At 40.6% G+C, this 21,402-nt stretch carries 12 protein-coding genes; 9 read left to right on the forward strand and 3 right to left on the reverse strand.

The genetic code is table 11. The annotated features are described in order from the left end of the window. Positions 1–224: 224 nt before the first annotated feature. From WNY98_RS19470 to WNY98_RS19510, 9 genes are all read left to right on the forward strand, one after another. Entirely contained in the window at positions 225–2,168 is a 1,944-nt protein-coding gene (locus WNY98_RS19470) for a GGDEF domain-containing protein (protein ID WP_342878710.1), read from the forward strand. A 211-nt stretch (positions 2,169–2,379) separates the two neighbouring features. Next, a complete protein-coding gene (rsxA, locus tag WNY98_RS19475) occupies positions 2,380–2,961 on the forward strand; it encodes an electron transport complex subunit RsxA (RefSeq protein WP_008134172.1) in 582 nt (193 codons plus the stop codon). 1 nt (position 2,962) lies between these two features. Continuing rightward, the gene (gene rsxB, locus WNY98_RS19480; protein WP_002960333.1) at positions 2,963–3,517 is read left to right on the forward strand and encodes an electron transport complex subunit RsxB; all 555 of its coding nucleotides are present in this window, start codon (positions 2,963–2,965) and stop codon (positions 3,515–3,517) included. A gap of 8 nt (positions 3,518–3,525) precedes the next feature. Then, on the forward strand, positions 3,526–6,108 hold the full coding sequence (rsxC, locus tag WNY98_RS19485) for an electron transport complex subunit RsxC (protein WP_342878711.1): 2,583 nt from the start codon (positions 3,526–3,528) through the stop codon (positions 6,106–6,108). Then, a complete protein-coding gene (gene rsxD, locus WNY98_RS19490; protein ID WP_182780938.1) occupies positions 6,105–7,163 on the forward strand; it encodes an electron transport complex subunit RsxD in 1,059 nt (352 codons plus the stop codon). Before rsxC ends, rsxD begins: the two co-directional genes overlap by 4 nt. Further along, complete coding sequence (rsxG, locus tag WNY98_RS19495) at positions 7,160–7,801, forward strand: electron transport complex subunit RsxG (RefSeq protein ID WP_342878712.1); 642 nt, start codon at positions 7,160–7,162, stop codon at positions 7,799–7,801. The genes rsxD and rsxG overlap by 4 nt, the downstream gene beginning before the upstream one ends. After that, positions 7,798–8,496: an electron transport complex subunit E gene (locus tag WNY98_RS19500; protein WP_007585346.1), complete on the forward strand. Its 699-nt coding sequence runs from the start codon at positions 7,798–7,800 to the stop codon at positions 8,494–8,496. Before rsxG ends, WNY98_RS19500 begins: the two co-directional genes overlap by 4 nt. Before the next feature lie 49 nt (positions 8,497–8,545). Beyond that, positions 8,546–9,178 (forward strand): endonuclease III, encoded by a 633-nt coding sequence (gene nth / locus WNY98_RS19505; RefSeq protein WP_342878713.1) that lies wholly within the window; start codon positions 8,546–8,548, stop codon positions 9,176–9,178. A gap of 349 nt (positions 9,179–9,527) precedes the next feature. Next, positions 9,528–11,438 carry an aminotransferase class V-fold PLP-dependent enzyme gene (locus tag WNY98_RS19510; RefSeq protein ID WP_342878714.1) on the forward strand — a complete coding sequence of 637 codons (1,911 nt, stop codon included), beginning with the start codon at positions 9,528–9,530 and terminating at the stop codon, positions 11,436–11,438. A gap of 210 nt (positions 11,439–11,648) precedes the next feature. Here the strand turns inward: WNY98_RS19510 and WNY98_RS19515 are convergent, their stop codons facing one another. The 3 genes from WNY98_RS19515 to WNY98_RS19525 form a co-directional block, all read right to left on the reverse strand. Then, the gene (locus WNY98_RS19515; protein ID WP_342878715.1) at positions 11,649–14,612 is read right to left on the reverse strand and encodes a TonB-dependent receptor; all 2,964 of its coding nucleotides are present in this window, start codon (positions 14,610–14,612) and stop codon (positions 11,649–11,651) included. Positions 14,613–15,133: 521 nt separating this feature from the next. Beyond that, complete coding sequence (locus WNY98_RS19520; RefSeq protein WP_342878716.1) at positions 15,134–18,166, reverse strand: TonB-dependent receptor; 3,033 nt, start codon at positions 18,164–18,166, stop codon at positions 15,134–15,136. A 325-nt stretch (positions 18,167–18,491) separates the two neighbouring features. Beyond that, on the reverse strand, positions 18,492–21,224 hold the full coding sequence (locus WNY98_RS19525; RefSeq protein WP_342878717.1) for a poly(beta-D-mannuronate) lyase: 2,733 nt from the start codon (positions 21,222–21,224) through the stop codon (positions 18,492–18,494). Positions 21,225–21,402: the final 178 nt, after the last annotated feature.

The following is a 21,402-nucleotide window of genomic DNA, read 5'->3' on the forward strand; positions in this document are numbered from 1 at the left end:
CCCCCTTAGCTCAGTTGGTTAGAGCGACGGACTGTTAATCCGCAGGTCCCCCGTTCGAGTCGGGGAGGGGGAGCCAATTCTAAGAATTTCATAGACATCTCAAGCTAATTCCACTACTCTTCCTTATATAACTAAAGCATTAGTTTACTCTTTGATGCGCTGTACTTAGTTTATTAATCAAGGACTTGATTCCTTCCCTTTTGAACTATTAAAAGACTGAAAACATGGCTGGATTTAAAAAACTTATTTTTATACAAATTATCAGTTGGTTATTGTGTGTTGCAGCAGGAAGCTACTTCATATCTATAAGCTTTGATACTGCAGTAAGTGATGCACAAAAAAATGCGCAAACAACTGTTACTAAGTATATTAATGACCTTTCTTTAGACGATATTTCTGCTCAAAATTTAAAACAATCAATTGCAGATGGTAAAACGTTTTCAAGCTTTACGCTAAGAGATTACCAAGGGGCTGAAATATTTAGCATTAACCCCCCTACTCAATTACCAATGTTTGCTGAATTTGTACTCTCTAACTTTAATTCTGTACGCCCTCAATTTGCTGTAAATGATGCCTCAGATATAAAAGTTGAGTTTGTACTTAACATTGAACATTTAGCGTCGCAACTTCAAACGTCCCTCTTTATCGTTATTTTGATTTCTGCGATTTTAGTTATTATTCCAATAATTTTAATGCAATCAATTTTCTATCAGCTAAATAAAAACATAAGTACAACAGTTGCTGACATTATCGATATTTATATTAATCAAAACCAAGTTGATAATGATTTAGAAACAGCGTTAGATGGCACTCGATTGAAAAAAATGGGGAAAGATTTAGTACCTAGTTTTAATCGATTATCTCATTTTTTAAAAAACAAAAACGAAGACATACAAAGTGCTGCTATGACTATTAAGCATGAAGCGTACAAAGATGTAATTACCTCGCTTGGTAATCGTAATATGTTTGTTGAGTACTACGAAAAAAATATTGAAAACACTGAGCAAAGTACATTTGGCTCTTTAGCTATGGTACGTTGTAGCGAGCTACAAGCTATAAACCAAACCCGTGGTTATCAAAAAGGTGATGAGTACGTTAAAGGCGTTGCCGATATTATTAAGCACATAAGCGGCACTTACACTGGTAGCCAAGTATTTAGATTAAACAGCTCTGACTTTGCTGTAGTACTGCCTCACATTCCATTAAAAGAAGCAGAACGTTTTGGTGAAAACCTACAATCGCGTTTTACTCAGTATCAACAAAACCAAGAGCTAAGCTCGGTAGCTAATACAGGTATTGTAGGTTACGAAAAAGGTAAGCCGTTAGGCGAATTGCTTTCTGTTGTTGATAACGCGATGAGTATGGCGCAATCAAAACAAGTAAACGCATGGCACGTGCAACGAGAAACCGATTTAGTTAATAACGTAAGTGCAGGTTTTGGTAATCAAAACTGGCGTAAGATTATTAAGGAAGTTATTGAATCTAAGCGTGTACATTTAGTTATGCAGAATATTATGCCACTTGGTAAAAGTATTAAAGCCTATGCTGAAGTACAAGTTCGATTTAAAACAGAAGACAATCAAGTACTGCCTACCGCTTCTTTTTTAGCAATGGCCGAAAAGCTTGATATGGCAATAGAAATTGATCGCCTGATCATCGACTCTTCTCTTGAAAAGGTTAAAAGCCGTAACTTATCCGAAAAGTTTTTTGGTTTAAATGTAACAGCCTCTAGTGCACACAACGATCAGTTTGTAATTTGGCTAGAACGCCGATTATTAAAAGATACGCATATTGCATCTAAACTAGTATTTGAAGTAAGCGAGTTTGGTTTACAGCAAAACATAAAGGCTAGTAAGCGCTTTATCGACATGGTGCACAGAGTTGGCGCACGCGTTACTGTTGAACGCTTTGGTGTTGGCTTAACTTCATTTAAGTTTTTTCGCGATTTAAAACCTGACTTTATTAAAATGGACGCAAGTTATACTCGCGGCCTAGAAGACGATAAAAACAATCAGTACTTTATGCGCTTAATGGTCGATTTAGCCCACCGTATTGGTGTTAGCGTATTTGCTGAGGGCGTTGAGAGCCAAGAAGAGAAACACATAATAGAAACTTTGTGTTTAGATGGCGTTCAAGGTTATTACATAGAAAAACCTAAAGATATTTAATTAGTTTTTAATTAATAAAAAAAGAGCATTCGTTGCTCTTTTTTTGTTTCTGCTATTTGAGTAATTCCTTACATCAAAATCACATTAATTTTACAGCCTTGTGATCAATATGTTTGTCCTTGCGTTTATTTAACTGATAACGACTCGCAAATGTTGTTTATCGGGGCAGAAAAAAGGATAATACGCAGGACTTTAATAGCGTGAGGCACACATGACAGAATATGTCTTGTTATTGATTGGAACCGTTCTGGTTAATAACTTTGTATTAGTACAATTTTTAGGCTTATGTCCGTTTATGGGCGTATCAGGTAAGCTTGATACAGCGATTGGTATGTCTTTGGCAACCACGTTTGTGCTTACCCTTGCCTCTGTAACTAGCTATTTAGTTAACCAATATATTTTAATCCCTCTGGATATCGAATTTTTACGTACCATGAGCTTTATTTTGGTAATTGCCGTTGTAGTGCAATTTACCGAAATGGTTGTACGTAAAACAAGCCCTACTCTATATCGTTTACTAGGCATATTTTTACCGCTGATCACCACTAACTGTGCGGTATTAGGTGTAGCTCTATTAAATATCAAAGAAGATCATTCATTTTTACAATCTGCAGTGTATGGTTTTGGTGCTGCGGTTGGTTTTTCTTTAGTGCTTGTATTGTTTGCAGCACTACGAGAACGCTTAGCAGCAGCTGACGTTCCTACGCCTTTTAAAGGCGCCTCCATTGCAATGATCACCGCAGGCTTAATGTCGATGGCGTTTATGGGTTTTACTGGATTAGTGAAGTTTTAATATGACCTTGTTTTATGCCTTGATAGCGATTGGCTCGCTAGCACTCGTTTTTGGACTTATTTTAGGATTTGCAGCAATCCGCTTTCGCGTTGAAGGTAACCCTATTGTTGAGCAAATTGATACTATTTTGCCGCAAACTCAATGCGGACAATGTGGCTACCCGGGCTGTCGCCCTTACGCCGAAGCTATAGCCAATGGCGATGAAATAAATAAATGCCCTCCGGGCGGCGAATCAACTATGAAAAAGCTTGCCGGCTTAATGGGTGTTGATGAAAAACCACTTGCAGGCGGCGAGCAAGCAGAACCTATAAAAACAGTGGCTTATATTCGCGAAGATGAATGTATTGGCTGTACCAAATGTATTCAGGCCTGCCCTGTTGACGCTATTTTAGGCGCGACTCGTCAAATGCACACCGTGTTAATTGATGAATGTACTGGCTGTGATTTATGTGTTGAGCCTTGCCCTGTAGATTGCATTGATATGCTACCTGTAGCCGAAACTAAACAAAACTGGAAATGGCAGCTAGATGCTATTCCTGTTACACAAATAGATTAGAGGTTTGAGTGGACAAGTTACTTGAACAAATAAAAAAAGGCACCGTGTGGGCATTTCCTGGCGGCATACACCCACCACAACAAAAATCACTCTCTAATAGTGCGAGTATCACTCGCCTACCTTTGCCCGACAAACTCATTGTTGCGCTTAAGCAACACATAGGTGCAAACGGTAGGTTACTTGTAGAAAAAGGCCAACACGTATTAAAAGGCCAACCACTAACAGCGCCTGCTGCTAACTGGTCGGTACCTGTGCATGCGCCAAGCTCTGGTGTGGTTACTGATATTGCACCTATGCCATCAGCACATCCATCGGCCCTACCTGAACTAAGTGTTATTATTGAACCAGACGGCAAAGACGAATGGGTAGCTCTAAATAAAAATAAAAATCCTGCTGAGCTTAGTCATGACGAGCTAATAAATATTATTCACCAAGCCGGTATTAGCGGTATGGGTGGAGCTGGTTTTCCTACTTATGTAAAAGCAGATACTAAGCAACCTATCGAATTTTTGATTGTAAATGCTGTTGAGTGCGAACCTTATATTACTGCCGATGACGTTTTAATGCGCGAACACGCTAAAGAAGTTATACAAGGCATTGAAATTATGCAGCAGCTTTTAAACCCAACACTGTGCATTGTGGGTATAGAAGATAATAAGCCAGAAGCTATTGCAGCAATGAAGCAAGCAGCTGAGCATAACTCAAAAATAATTATTCAAACGGTGCCCACTATTTACCCCTCTGGCGGTGAAAAGCAGTTAATTAAATTACTTACCAACCGTGAAGTTCCTAGCATTGGTATTCCTGCCGATATTGGTATTTTAGTGCACAACACGGGTACTTTGTTTGCCGTACAACAAGCCGTTTATGAAGGTAAACCACTCATTGAACGTATAGTTACGGTAACAGGTAACACTATTCATAAGCCTGGAAATGTATGGGCACTACTTGGCACTGAAATAAAGCACTTACTTGATTGCCAAGGGTTCTCGCCTGTACCTCAGCAAAGTGTTGTGATGGGCGGCCCGATGATGGGATTTACGCTACCCACAGTACGTATTGGCATAGTTAAAACAACTAACTGTATTTTAGCGCCCGATCATAAAGAGCTAGCAGAACCCGGCCCTGAAAAAGCTTGCATTCGTTGTAGTGCTTGTGCCGATGCCTGCCCTGCTTCTTTATTGCCACAGCAATTACAGTGGTTTGCTAAATCAAAAGAGTACGACAAACTACAAGAACACAATTTATTTGACTGTATTGAATGTGGTGCTTGTGCATATGTGTGCCCAAGTGAAATCCCTCTTGTACAATACTATCGTGTGGCCAAAGTTGAAATTAAAGAACAGCAAGCTGACAAAATAAAAGCCGACAGAGCAAAAGAGCGTTTTGATGCACGAAAAGAGCGTTTAGATCGCGAGCAAGAAGAACGTCAAAACCGCCATAAACGTAAACCTGCCGCTAAATCAGCTGACGAAAAGCAAAAAGTAGCTGATGCATTAGCTCGTGTTAAAAATAAAGCCGATAACGGCGATGAAAAATCAGCTGTTGCTGCCGCTATCGCACGCGCAAAAGCTAAAAAGCTAGGCGATCAATCTGCTGAATTAGAGCCAGACAATAGCGAAGTAGCAAAAGAGCGCGCACAACGCAAAGAACAAGCGCGCAAATATAAAGAGCAAAAATCGCAAACAGATGAATCGGCCGAGACTGCACCCGTTGATGATAAAAAATCAGCAGTCGCTGCAGCCATTGCTCGAGCTAAAGCCAAAAAAGCAGCACAAGCATTAGATAACGCTGAACAAGCTGCAAGTGACGCATCACAAAGCGATGCCCCTGTTGATGATAAAAAAGCAGCGGTAGCTGCGGCCATTGCTCGAGCTAAAGCCAAAAAGGCGGCACAAGCAAGTGAAGTGGCTGAGCAGGCAGTAAGTGAAGAGCCACAAAGCGTGGCACCTGTTGATGACAAAAAGACAGCCGTAGCTGCTGCCATTGCTCGTGCTAAAGCTAAAAAAGCGGCTAAAGCATTAGAAGACGCTAAGCAATCCGTGAGTGAAGCGCCACAAAGCGATGAGCCTATTGATGACAAAAAAGCATCGGTAGCGGCTGCCATTGCTCGCGCTAAAGCTAAAAAAGCGGCTAAAGCATTAGAAGACTCTGAGCAAGTCGTGAGTGAAGCGCCACAAAGCGATGAGCCTGTTGATGACAAAAAGGCAGCCGTAGCCGCTGCCATTGCACGTGCTAAAGCTAAAAAAGCGGCTAAAGCATTAGAAGAAGCCGAGCAATCCGTGAGTGAAGAGCCACAAACTGATGCCCCTGTTGATGATAAAAAGGCAGCGGTAGCGGCGGCCATAGCTCGTGCTAAAGCTAAAAAAGCGGCTAAAGCACTAGAAGATACCGAACAAACTCAGCCGCAAGAGCTACAAGTTGATAGCGCAGCACCTAAGAGTGCAGAAAGTAACACCGATGACTCATCAGTTCTTATTAACGCAGATAAACCTAAATCAGCCGACGATAAGAAAAAAGCCGCTGTGGCTGCTGCAATTGCGAGAGCAAAAGCTAAAAAGTTACAAAAAGAAGGAAATAATCAGTCATGAAATTAACCATGGCCAGTTCGCCGCATAATCACAGCCATAAATCGTTAACACGATTAATGCTTAGCGTTATTGCTGCGTGTGTTCCTGGGCTAATTGCTCAAGTTTTCTTTTTTGGTACCGGGGTGCTTATTCAGCTAGTACTAGCCCTTGTTGCTGTAAGTGTATTTGAAGCTGCAATAATGCTAATGCGCAAACGCCCTGTTTGGCCTGCATTAAGTGATGGCAGCGCATGGCTTACTGCTGTGTTACTGGCACTGAGTATCCCTCCACTTGCACCTTGGTGGATAATTATTATTGGCTGTTTATTTTCTATTGTTATCGTTAAGCAACTTTATGGTGGCTTAGGGTTTAACTTATTCAATCCAGCAATGGCGGCTTATGTACTGCTTTTAGTTTCGTTTCCAGTACAAATGACCGCATGGTTGCCAGTAACTGATTTAATAAATACACCAATAGGCTTTGCTGATCAGCTAAGGCTAATATTTACAGATTTTACGGCCTCTGGGTTTAGCCTAGATCAAGTACGTGCAGGGGTTGATGGCCTAACAATGGCAACACCGCTGGATACTGTTAAAACAGACATCGCACACGGTTTAACCGTTACCGAAAGTATGCAAAAGCCACTATTTAACGAATGGGCTGGCCTTGGTTGGGTGTGGGTTAACTTAGGATTTTTAGCGGGTGGTTTATATTTATTAAAAGCAAAAATAATTAACTGGCATATTCCTGTTAGTTTTATCGCAAGTTTAGCACTATGTAGTGCGATTGGTTATATCGCATCACCTGGTACAGAGCCGGGTACCCTATTTCACTTATTAAGTGGCGCCACAATGATGGGGGCCTTTTTTATAGCAACCGATCCGGTATCTGCAGCAACAACTAACAAAGGGCGCTTAATTTATGGCGCACTAATTGGCTTACTGATTTATTTAATTCGTACCTTTGGTGGTTTTCCTGATGCCATCGCATTTAGTGTATTACTGATTAATATTGCAGTGCCTCTAATAGACTACTACACACAGCCGCGTACTTATGGCCATGGAGCAGTAAAATGATCATTTCCTCAATGGCTAAAAATGGTGCTATTTTAACTGCGTTTGCGTTAGCAACAACGGGCTTAGTTGCCTCTATCAACGCACTTACTGCCGATAAAATTGCAGAGCAAGAACAACTGCAACTTACTGCGCAGCTACAAGAAGTGCTCGACCCAAAATCGTACGACAATCAATTATCGCAAGATTGCGTAATTATTACTGACGAAAAGCTAGGCCCACAAGTAAACCAAGTAATTTACCGTGCTCGTAAAAACAATAAACCAGTCGCTGTTGTTATTAGGCATGTTACGCCAAACGGCTACAGTGGCGATATAAATCTATTAACCGCCGTTTTAAGTGATGGCACCATAGCGGGTGTACGCACTACTAAACATGAAGAAACTCCTGGTTTAGGCGACAAAGTAGAAGTTAAAAAATCACTTTGGATCACAACATTTAAAAGCTTAACCGTTGAAGGCGAAGATGACGTTCGTTGGGCTGTAAAAAAAGATGGCGGCCAGTTTGATCAATTTACAGGTGCAACCATAACGCCCCGTGCTGTTGTGGGCTCTGTTAAAAATGCCGTATTGTTCGCACAAACTAATTTTGATGATATTTTTGCAGCACCTAATGCCGAATGTATGGAGGTAGCTAAATGAGTGAGTTAAAAACATTATACAAAGAAGGTGTGTGGGTAAATAACCCTGCCCTTGTACAGCTTTTAGGTTTATGTCCACTGCTTGCCGTTACCTCAACTGTAACAAATGCCTTAGGTTTAGGCTTAGCAACTTTACTCGTACTAATAGGCTCAAATGTTACCGTATCGATTGTGCGTAACTGGGTGCCAAAAGATATTCGTATACCTGTATTTGTCATGATCATCGCGGGCTTTGTAACTATAGTTCAATTACTTATGAACGCTTACACCTTTGGTTTGTATCAATCATTGGGGATTTTTATCCCGTTGATTGTAACTAACTGCGCCATTATTGGCCGCGCCGAAGCATACGCCTCTAAAAATCCTGTTCATTTATCAGCATTTGACGGCTTAATGATGGGTTTAGGCTTTATGATTGTGCTTGTTGTTTTAGGCGCTATGCGTGAGTTAATTGGCCAAGGTACGCTGTTTGACGGCGCCGACTTATTACTTGGCCCATGGGCACAGAGCTTGCGCATAGAAGTATTTAACTTTGATAACCAATTTTTACTCGCAATTTTACCTCCCGGTGCCTTTTTAGGGCTTGGGCTGCTTATTGCTGCAAAAAACGTAATTGACGCACAAATAAAATCAAAGCAAATTGCACCGCCAGAGGCTGAAAAAGGCCCTCGAGCACGTGTTACTAGCTTAACTTAAGGGGAAAACGTATTAGAGCAACAATTAGCACTAATACGTTTTAAGTTGCATGAATAAAGAAAAACGTCACCAAATATTATCCCGCCTGCGCGATGATAATCCACACCCAGTTACAGAGCTTGAATATTCAAGCCCGTTTGAGTTACTAGTAGCAGTAACACTCTCAGCGCAAGCAACCGATGTAGGCGTTAATAAAGCCACTCGAAAGTTGTTCCCTGTTGCTAATACACCACAAGCCATTTTAGATATAGGCCACGATACACTGCGTGACTATATAAAAACCATCGGCTTATTTAATTCTAAAGCTGCCAACGTGTACAAAATGTGCCAAATTTTGGTAGATGAACACAGCAGCATCGTGCCAGAAAATCGTGAAGCATTAGAAGCCCTACCAGGCGTTGGCCGTAAAACAGCTAATGTTGTCCTCAACACAGCCTTTGGCTGGCCTGTAATAGCAGTGGATACACATATATTTCGTGTTTCTAATCGTACTAAGCTTGCTATGGGTAAAGATGTTGTTGCCGTAGAACAAAAGCTTGAAAAAGTAGTCCCTGCTGAATTTAAAGTAGACGTGCATCATTGGCTAATACTGCACGGGCGTTACACCTGCGTAGCGCGTAAACCTAAGTGTGGCAGCTGTATTATTGAAGACTTGTGTGAGTTTAAGGAAAAAACTGATTAGTTCCAAAAGCGCGGCATAAAGCCGCGCCTACAAACATAACACCAGCCCCGTAGTCGCGAGTTTACCTCGCGCAATAAAGCACAAGCCCCAATAACGCGGCATAAAACCGCGCCTACAAATACAACGCCAACCCTGTAGTCGCGAGTTTACCTCGCGCAATAAAGCACAAGCCCCAAAAGCGCGACATAAAGCCGCGCCTATCAATCCATCTAGATAAAACATTTTTATACGTAAGGCCGTGTTAGTAAAATTGTACAATTATTAGAACATTATCAAAGTATTAATTTCACAAGTCTCACTCCTTTGGTTATGCTAGTGAGCATTATAAAATTATATTGCGAAACCCTCTATGTTACCTCTACTTCGTATCTTGATAATTGAACAAGACCCAGCCACCTTACAAGGGCTTTCAACGAATTTATCAAAGACCATTCCTAACTTTGAGCGAGATGATATTCATATCGATATTATTGAATGCCTTGAGCTTAAACGCGCGTTGGAACATGTAGAGGAAGATGGTGATATTCAAGCCGTAGTTCTAAGCTGGGATATGCACAACAAAGTGGGTGAGCGGATGTATAGCCGCTTTATTGAAGAGTTAAAGGCAATTCGCCTTGAGTTGCCGGTTTATGTTATTGGCGACGACACAAAAGGGCTGGAGATCGTAAACGAATCAGAAGAAATCGAATCATTCTTTTTTAAAGATGAAGTGATTTCTGACCCAGAAGCTATTTTAGGTTATATGATTAACGATTTTGACGACCGCTCTGAAACACCATTTTGGACGGCATATCGTCGTTACGTTGGTGAAGCAAACGACTCTTGGCATACACCGGGTCATAGTGGGGGTTCTAGCTTTAGAAACTCACCTTACATCAAAGATTTTTATCAGTTTTACGGCCGCAATGTATTTGTTGGCGACCTGTCGGTTTCGGTAGACTCGCTAGGTTCATTGTCAGACAGCACTAATACCATTGGTCGCGCTCAAGAATCAGCCGCGGCGACGTTTGAGGTTAAACACACCTACTTTGTTACAAATGGTTCATCTACCTCAAATAAAATCATCTTGCAGACACTGCTGCGCAAGGGAGATAAAGTAATTGTCGACCGTAATTGCCATAAGTCCGTACACTATGGCATCTTGCAATCAGCTAGTTACCCCATTTATTTGGCGAGTATCTTAAATCCAAAATATGGCATTTTCGCGCCACCATCGTTGGCCGACATCAAATTAGCAATTGAAAACAATACTGATGCTAAATTACTAGTGCTTACCGGTTGTACTTACGATGGCCTACTTAGCGACCTAAAACAAGTCGTAGATTATGCTCATCAATATGGTATTAAAGTGTTTATAGATGAAGCCTGGTTTGCATACTCTTTGTTTCATCCTAGCTTTCGTCATTATTCTGCGATACATGCAGGGGCTGACTACATTACGCATTCGGCACATAAAGTAGTATCGGCGTTTTCTCAAGCATCTTATATTCATATTAACGACCCAGATTTTGATGCTGACTTCTTTCGAGAGATTTATAGCATCTACGCTAGTACATCGCCTAAATATCAGCTTATTGCATCGCTTGACGTGTGCCAAAAGCAATTAGAGATGGAAGGCTACAAGTTGCTCAATGCGCTGCTAAATCATGTTGAAGAGTTTAAACAACAGATGGCCTCGCTTAAGCAAATTAAAGTATTAGCTAAGCAAGACTTTATGGAAATATTCCCGCACTTTAGTGGTGATAACATGGGTCACGATCCATTAAAAATCCTTATTGATATTAGTGAGCTACCCTACTCATTAAAAGATATTCATAAATATCTACTGGATGAAATTGGGCTAGAGATTGAAAAATACACACACAGCACAATTTTGGTTTTACTGACGCTTGGCGGCACGCGTTCAAAAATAATTCGTTTGTACAATGCATTGAAAAAGCTAGATAGCGGTAAAGTAAAATTGTCGAAATCGACGCGCAGAGCTCGCTTACCTGAAAACTTACCAGCCATAGACTTGGCATGTATTCCAAGCGATGCTTTTTATGGCGACCGCGAATCTGTGCCTATTAGCAAAAGTAGCAACCGCATTTGTGCAGGTTTAGTTACTCCATACCCACCGGGCATTCCGCTTTTAGTCCCAGGCCAGCATATTACTGATGATCATGTTGAATATTTGCAAGAGTTGGCAAGCCAAGGGCTGACGATTCAAGGCAGTTTTGATGGTGAAATTTATGTTCTTAAGGGTAAGGTTAAGAAATAAAGGTATTGGTTTACTACTACCCCACACATTATTACTGCCGGCAGTGTCGCAAGACATTGCCGCTGTAACAGTATTTAGAAGTAAAATACAAAGCGGAATAAATCATTCTTATAAATATTAACTAGTTTTAGTTAAAAAAAAGCAAGCCAGGTGGCTTGCTTTTACCGTCTTTAAATACACACACTTATAGACTCGATTTAACTATACCTTTTAAAATCTATAGCTTGCGCCAAATGTAATACGGCGGTCTGTAATACCTTGGAAACAAAGTAAAGCACCTTCGTTCACACAAGATTGGCTAACTTCTGATTCAGTTAAGTTAACGGCTTCAATACCGATATTTAGCTGATCGTTCACATCATAACTTATGCTGGCATTAAGCTGCCCTCTATCTTCTTGTACAACAGGGAAACCCCATGGGAAGCTCGAGGTGCTACCAAAATCAGTTGAACGGTACCCTTCGCGCCACGTATAACGCGCTCGAGCAGATAGCCCGTATTTCTCATAGTAGAATGTGATGTTATATGCGTTTTCTGACAGATCAATGAGTGATTGCTTAGCACTTATGTCTGCATCCGGGTTACCAGTTGTTAATGCAAAAACTGCATTTGCACGACTCGTTGCGGTGTCAAATGATTCACCACCAGAAAATTCTTGATAGGTGTAGTTAGCAACCACACCAAAACCTGATGCCCAGCCTAGCTCTTTTTCAAAATTTGATAAGTCGTATTGAGCAGCAAGCTCAATGCCTTGCTGTGTTGTTTCACCAGAATCATTAATAGTAGTTTGTGTTGGTACACATAACCCTACGCCAGCATCTGGGCCAAATACGTTTATGTCAGCAATTGGGTTAAATATGCCGCCACCTTCACACTCTGGACCATTTGTATCGCGAAAGCCTGTGCTTGGGTCTTCAAATGGGTCAACTTGCTGTGTAACGTGCAAATCGCTACGTGTTTTATGAAAGTACCCCACACTTAATAAAGCAGCGGGTGCAAAATACCAATCAGTGGATATATCGAAAGAGGTTACTTCTTCTGGCTCTAAGCCTGAGTTACCTATTGAAACTGCACTATTAGGGCTGGTGCCAAACGTAACAGACGTAGATAGGTCATCAAAATCTGGGCGTCTGATATCTTTTGACCAACCTAAACGAACAATCACATCTTCACTTACATTCGCGGCTAAATTAAATCGTGGTAAAAAGAAATCGTAATCACCTTTTGACGTTACTTGAGTAACCAGCTCGTTGCCACTTCCATCTTGAGTAACAGAGTTACCTAGCGATGTAACTTCAGTCTCTAAATAACGTAGGCCAAAGTTACCGCGAAACATGCCGTACTCAAAATTTGCTTGTGCATATAAGGCATGTGTTTCTTCTTCAATATCAAAAAACGCATTTACTTGAGATGTTGGTGAACTTATTGGACCACGGTCAGAACCCGTTATAGCATTATTAGCTTCAATCGCTTGGTTAAGTGCTGCTAATACAGCTTGTGGATCAGAGGATGCAAGCTCTGGGTTTATAAGTAAGAAATCACGAATATAAAGTGCTCGCCCATCACCATCGTTAAAGTTATCTGGGCCCGCTGTTAATAATTGTGCAAATAAATCACCCGTTGGGCTATCAGCCATATTTCTTAAACCAACGTTAGAGCGAACTTGATCCGACACACTGCTCGTTTTGCTGTAGCGATAACCAAAATCGACTGACGTTATTACATCATCTAAGTAATATGTAAAATCTGTACGAAACGCATCTTCTGTATTTTCTGACTCGTCTTGCCCTTGGTTTACGTCACGTAGAACAACATTTGCAGGGTCGAGTAATTGAGCCATTGTTGGCGCGTTTGCCTCCCCCGTTGCAATTCCAAACGTAAGTGCATCACCTGTAAGATCATACTCAAAAGGAGTACCGTTTTCATTTGACGAATTAGTAGCAACATTTGGATTTATAAAATTAAGCGTTGTATTAAAGCTTGGTGTCGTTGAATCAGAACGCGAGGTTGAGGCTTCAACACTTGCAAATAATCTATCGCCTTGCCATTCCCCTCCTATTCTAAATATTTTGCTCTTTGTGATGCGTGAATTAGTATCACTAGAAAAACGCAAGTTAGGATCGCCACCACCGTCTTCAACCGGAATAACGCCTCTTACAGCCGCTTGAATGCTGCCTAGGTTCTGTCCGTCAAGAGAACCAAAATTAACTGTTTCAAACTCACTCGGTATTGATACATTTCTAAGATCACTTAGGCCAGATGCTTGTACTCTAGAGCTTTCTTGGCGACGCTCTTGATCGTTAACAACTGCATCAAAAAAGAATTTCATATTATCGTTTGGCGCATATTCAAATGTACCTGCGAAGTTTTTTGTCTCGTATTCGTAATTATCATAATCTTGAATTAAAAACTGTACTGGTAGGAAATCAAATGATTGTGCACTTGCTGCACCACTATCAGCGGCTACCGAATTATCTCTATCTGCGCGAGGGCGAAATGCGGTTACGTCTTGCTCACTGTAACTACCACTAAATACAACACCAAACTTACCGCCCGAATCAAGCTCCCAGTTATCCCCCCAGGCACCAGAAACTCGAGGAGTGACACCGTCTGTTGATAAGCTACTATCTTCACCTTGAACTCTAATTGAGCCTAGAGTTTCATTTAACTGTAACGGGCGAATTGTTTTCAAGTTTATTGTTGCGCCCACAGAGCCTTCGATTGTTTTTGCTTCAGGGGACTTAATTACTTCTACACCAGAGATAATTGCTGCTGATACATCTTCAAAACTAATACCACTTCGTCCAGAACCTGAGCCAACTGTTGATACGCCGTTCACTTCTGTACGATTAGCATTGGTACCACGAATTTGAACACCCGTACCTACCCCTGCTTCACGAGTAATTTGAATCCCTGTTACGTTTTCAAGTACTTCTGCGAGGTTTTGATCTGGTAGCTTACCAATATCTACAGCCTCAATAATTTCAACAAGGCTGTCTGCTGAACGCTTTTGTGCAAGCGCATTTGTAAGCGATTGTCGAATACCTGAAACCTCGATAACCTCAAGATCATCTGCAGCTTTTTTTGGAGCTTCTTGCGCCTGTGTAGACAAAGACATACCAAGTGCAGTTGCCGATATAACTGCCAGTGTAATTTTAGATAACTTGTGACTCATAGTTTTTTTCCTGTGTGTGTGAAATGCTATGTTTAACCAGCTACTTTATTGTTTTTATTAAAAGCCCTTAATTATTACAAAACCTTAACTTTATATTTACACTCAACTATAAAAAGGTCAACCTTTTGGTAATTAATTTAGATCAAATATTATGCAATATGTTATTACCAAAATAGAAAAACCTATCTAACCTTCAAGCTAATAGCAAAACTTACATTTTAAGTTAATGTTATTTATGGTTTTTAAGTTTCATTAGAAATAGGCCTATTAATAACAAGGGTTAGAAGAGTTATCGTTTTAAAAATGAAATAATTTAGGCAGGAAAAATCGATGATGTTAGGCGTACTGCATAAACAGCAATGTTGGTTAACCAATTTAATTGTTTTAGTCAAGTAGCGTAATTCTGGAGTGAGTTTTTTTGAGTACTGTTAGCTAACGCTATCGAAAATATAAAATTGAAGAATTTGAGGATCAAAAAAGGCGGTAAAACCGCCTTTTTAATGTGATTAAGTGTTTAACTATTATAGCTTGTAGCTTAAGCCTAAGAATAAACGTGGGCCGTAGTCATTCACTTCACCTAGGTTACCTTCAACAAAGAAATCTTGTGATTTAGGAGCACTGAACAAGTTAATTGCTTCAGCTTTAACTCTAAAGTGCTCATCAATTTTGTATGATGCGCGCATTTCCCACACACCTACGCCATCAACATAACGAAGTCGAGTACCATTTGTAGTATATGGTTGGAAATACTCACTACGATATTTGTAAATAACGGCAGTATCAAATCCACCTATTTGGTAGTAAAGCTGGCTGCTAAATACATGCTTTGAGAAACCAGGTACTGAAGCCGACTCAATAATACCATCAGTTAATTGTGTAGTATTACCATCTACGTCAGTCTCAAACGTATCGCCGTACAAGCTATCTTGGAACTCAAAATCAGTGTCTGCATAGTTGTAACCAAATTTCATACCGATGCCATTATCCCAGCGGTAAGAAAATGAAGCTTCAAGACCTAATATTTCACTGTCCTCGTCTGATGTAACAGAATTAGTAATTGGTAATGAAACAGTTTCACCGGCAACAGTAAAATCTTCAATTACTGTTTGTTGTTGAAAACCACCGTTGAACTGTTTGTAGTATAAGCTTAACGCTAAGATTGAATCTTCGTTAGGGTACCATTCAAATGCAGCATCGTAGTTCCACGACATAAGCGGTTGAGTATCTGGGTTACCAGAACCATTTACACCCACCAATAAATCGCTGATTGAAGTTGCTGTACCTTCTGTATCTTCTTGGAATGTACGGCTGTAACCTAAATCAGATGGATCTGCGCGTGACATACCACGGTATATACCAGCTCGGAATAAAATATCTTCACTGTAATCAATAACTAGGTTAAAACTTGGTAAATACTTAGTGTAGTCACCACCGCTTTTTATTTTATCCAATGAACCATTATCAGATTCAACCAGAGAAAGTACACCGGTATCACTTGTTACAACATCAAAGCTATTTCTAAAACCAACCGAAGTTACTTCTGTGTCTACAATACGAAGACCAAAGTTACCGCGAATGAATTTACCAAACATTTCTGTATCGTAATTAGCCATTAAGTACACTGATGTTGTTTTTTCTGTTACATCAATTGTACCTGCATTTTCATATTCAACTTCTGGGTAAGCAAACACACCATCAGCGTTAGAACCAGCTACAGCTTGTGAGAAACATACGTTGTCGTATGTAGCCCATGATGAACCTGTACCGCTATCTACAACGTTACCGTCACTATCAACATTTGTTACAATATCGCCATCAGATACACTCGATAAAAAGCTTGATTCTGGAAAGTCGATTTGACAACCTTGTAATACGTCAAGCGCTTCTGTACCAGAGTCTAGTGTAAATTCGTTTCTTGAACCGTTACCTTGGCTACCACCATACTGTAGGAACGTCATTTCAGATGTTCTAATACCACCCTGTACACTGGTGAAAACGTTACCATCTAGCGCATAGTCAAAATCTAATCGCGCTGAGATAACTTCGTTTTCACGAACATTTTCACGGTCAAGTCGCGTTCTTAGGCTATCTGTAAAGTTTGAAATATCTGTTACATCAAAATCTGTCAGTGTGAAATGAGGGATCTCATCACCCATATCCCAAGAAAAGAAATTACGACCTGATGTTCTACCACGGTTAGATATTTGAAGTTCTTCACGTTCAGTTTTTGAATATGCTAAATCTAGGTCAACAGTTAATCTATCAGTAACTGTATGTTCTATATTTATGCCGTAACCTTGGTAGTTTTCTTCACGAGAAAATTGCTCACCCGCTGATTCAATGCGCTCTTCACCTTCCCAGTGCAAAATACCGCCTACATCGTTAGTAACAAGTGTTGGACCTGTTACACCTGGTGTGGCACGTTTTTGTAAAAAGATTAAATCGTGGCGTGCTTCTTGTTGTGTTCTATCTGAAATTTGCGCATCAAAGTTAACATCCCAATCAGCTGAAGGTTGGTATTGCAGTGCAAAAAACATTGCATCACGCTCATCTGATGTCTCGTTTTGACGGTAGCTTCGGCTACTACCAGTCCAAGCATACGGAGTACCATCACTTACTGCTTTGCCCGTTTCAGGATCAATTTCTGTATCGTAACCTTGGTTGCTACTGCCACTAACTTGGTCTTCACAGTCGCCTGCGCTGCTACGGTAAAAACCTTCATTAGTATTATTTGGATCGTTTAAACAGGCCCATAATGAAGAACCTGATGGGCTAGAGCTTCTGTATTCAGCTTCTGGTTGGCTAATATCTTGGCGCTGTACACCAAAAGACACACCAACAGCTTGGCCGTTATCAAATTCAAACTGGTCAACATAACTAAACGTGCCACGGTAACCCGCGTCACTTTGAAGTGAGTTATCTACATTACCTTCATCAGGGTTGTAGTTTAATTTAACCTCTGCAGATACACGTTGTTTGCCAAAATCAAGTGGAGTTATAGTTTCAAGTGCAATAACACCTGCAACACCACCTTCAATCATTGAGGCATCTTGCGTTTTATATATCGCTACTTTTTTTACAAGTTCAGAAGGAAACTGCGAAAAGTTAACTGAGCGGTCACCACTACCATTAGTCGCTTCACGACCATTAATGTGTGTTGCGCTTAAAAATGGACCAAGTCCACGGATAGTTATTTCAGTTGCACCACCATTTTCACGGTGAGATGCAGCGCCTGTAATTGACTCAAGTGCTTCACCGATAGACAGTGCTGGTAAATCACCAATGTCTTCTGATGACAAGCCATCAACTACCGTTGTTGCTTCACGTTTAATTGCTATTTGGTCCTGTATTGTTCTACGAGTACCTGTAACACTAATTATTTCAACGTCTTCTTCAACTTCTGTCGCTTTTCCCTGATCTTCTTGTGCGCTTGCTGTAAATACGCAAGAACTTGCCATACCTGCGATGACCGCTGTTCTTACCCATTTTGCAACTGGGCGCATTGCAAACTGCCCTGTTGTAGAATTATTGCTATCTCGTGACTTCAACGACATTTGAATTCTCCGCTGGTTGTTGTTGTGTGATTTTAGTGTGTTAGCTTGTTATGCTTATGTATATTTTATGTGTCCTTTGACTTTAATATACTCAAACGCAGTCATATGATCAACCAATTTAGCGTTTTAATATTACCATGAGGTATACCAATTTTTACATAGCGGCATTACCAGCAGGTCAGGCAGGTTTTTTACTAGAATATATATAGATCTAAACTAGTCGATAAATGGCTAATGTAGGTTGAGAAAAGTGTGGTGATTATTAATAAATAATAAAAAAGCCCCAAATTTGGGGCTTTTAAAAGTTAACTGATTAATTGGTTATTTAATCGTTTTGTATTTCCCATGTAGATCCAACACCTACTTCAGATGATTGAATATAATGAAGCCCTTTAGCACCCGCCTCTGCCTGAAGGCCTGCAGGGTCAGTTTCTAATAACGTACTTGTTGCTGTAACGTACTCAAGTACTTCTTTACCATTCGTTGCTGGGTCTTGGTCAATTGCACCATCAGTATCGAATGCGCCATTACCGTTTAGTTTTCTAATTTCAACCCAGTCACCGCTTGCATCGCCTGATACTCGACTATCCATATAACCAAAGTTGTTACTTAGCACCGAACTATCATGATTAATTAAGTCACAGTCATATTCAAAAGCATGGTCACTTTCAAGTGTATTTGGGTAAAATAGGCCTTGAGTTGTGGCACTGCTGTTTATTGTATCTGCGTCTGTTTGATCACCTAAACCGTTTGCAATTAAATTTCCATTAAAGTTTATAACAAACGCATTTTTGGTCAGCCCATAGAGTACCGGTGCATTCGCTGCGGTTAACTCATCGCAATCACTTGCTGGTGCTTTAGGACCTATTTCCGTACTAAATACAATAGGTTGCTGTGAGTTCAAAACCGTATTGTTTGTTACATTTAGTGTAAAGTCGCCAGCGCTATCAAGCACTGCCTGATTACCTGACTTTGGTACACCACCATCATCTTGCGAAAATGGGTTAGCTGTAAATACAATACCGCCCGCTTCTTTATTACCAGAACGAATACCTGCAATGTAGTTGTTACTTACGGTGTGACCAAGTGGTGTAATTAATATACCCGCTGGGCGATCATCAGAGCTTGCAATATCGGTAGTTCGAATAATAACGTTATCTGTAACACTGTTGAAGCCACCATCTTCTAGTGAAATACCACCATTAGGATTTACGATTGTATTGCCTTTGATGGTTGCACCAGAAGTTTGTACACGCATTAAACGACGACCCGTTACAAAGTTTTCTACGCGGTTATACTGAATAGTAAAGTTTGCATTATCAGCTGCACCGCTACCCGTTGTGCTACCTGCATTGATTAAATATAAACTTGATTGACCAAAGTTTGGATTATCACTGTCGCTAAATAAATTATATTGAATAACGTGATCAGAGCTTGATGATGATATTTTTATCACAGACCCTTTTTCTGCTACATTTCGATTAGAGAATGTATTTCGCTCAACCAACGCGCTTTGACCTTTTATCATCAGCCAATGGTATTCAGAGTTATTGAGTGTAGCTTCTTCTCCATCCATCGTGTTTTGCGAAAAAGTAAAGTTATCCCCTTCTGAGTAAATAACAGCACCTTCTTCGGTTTCACAAAATGCACCCGCTTTAGTATCTATATTCTTAAAGGTAAGCCCTGTTAATCCAGCGCCATCTACTCCAGCAGCTACATGCACACATACTTCACCGCTAAGTACAGGAGTTTGACCTTCTACAGCGCGAAGCGTTACTGCACTGGTTAATAAAACTGCGTCCATATCAGCATAAACACCGGTGTTTAAGCCAATAACATCACCATCAGCTAAACCGCCGCTTAAAGCACCAAGGAGTGCTTCAGGGTTACTAACTAATTGTGTGTAAACTAATGTATCAAGTGAGTTTGTAACCTCACTCGCAAAACCATCGTTATCTGTATACGTAGCTTTTACCGACATTATTGAGCCAGCGTAAGCAGAAGGTGTAAATGTTTTACTATTACTGTCGGCTACTTCAACGCCATCAGCAGACCAAGTATAAGTAACGTTTGCCTCTTCAACACCGTTGTTATCAGTTATCTCTGCTGTTAACTCGCCACTTGTCAAATAAGGCGCTACGCCCATAATGGCGACGCTACCGGCTTCGTCAACCGCAACAGCAGAAACAGCAATTGTTTCCTCTGATGTATTATCCTCGATAAATCCATTATCATCTGTGTAAGCAACTTGAACACTTATCTTTTGACCTAAAAGTGATGCATCAACTGTAAAGGTGCTTTGTATTGCGCCATCTATCTCTTGTGCGTCAGCAAGCCATTGGTAAGTAATATCTCCTGTTGCCCCGTCGGTATCAGCAACTTCTGCTGTTAATATATTACCAACGGTTGGCGTGCCACTAATTGTAACTTCGCCTTCTGAGTTTGTTCGTGCTACAACCTCTGTACCCGTTGAAGTCACAGACTCGTTAAACCCACGGCTATCTTCAAAAGATGCACTAACTGTGATAACTGTACCAAACTGTGCGTCTGTTAACGTAAGCGTTGAAAGTGCCTCATCAACAATTTCTACGTCATCTGCAAACCATTTATAAGTTACTGTATCGCCATCAAAGCCATTGTCGTCAGCTACATTGGCTGTTAGTTGCGAACCAACTAGCGCGTCGCCCGTAATAGTTAAACTTGCAGGGAATGCGATTGCGGCAACATCTGCGGTTGGATCTGTAATATGCGATTCATTAATACCGCCATCATCGGTATAAAGCCCTTGAACAGTAATTGGTAACCCTATCTGATCGTCAGTCAGTGTAAACGAAGCGCTATTTGCACCTGTAATTGCCTCACCATCTGCATACCAATAGTAAGTCACGTCACCTGAGATACCATCAGGGTCACTAACTTCAGCTGTTAATGTTTGTCCGCTTGTAACAGTTCCACTAAGAGCAATAGAGCCCAAGTTGTTGTCATTGTTGTTTGAGTTTGTGTCACAACCAACTATTGCAGCTGCAATAGCGCATAGCGCAAAATGTTTTAATTTCATGGTGGCTCTATTCTCCAAATTTATGGTTTTACTATTTGGTTATCTATTGTGTGTGTTACCAAATAAATCATGTGTTTATTACCAAATTTATTTGAGCTGCAAATAAATTGTTAACCAACTTGGTAATATAACCATAATAAAATAACTTTTTCCACTACACCCACCCAAATAAATAACA

The organism is Pseudoalteromonas sp. AS71, assembly GCF_038900275.1.
GTDB lineage: Bacteria > Pseudomonadota > Gammaproteobacteria > Enterobacterales > Alteromonadaceae > Pseudoalteromonas.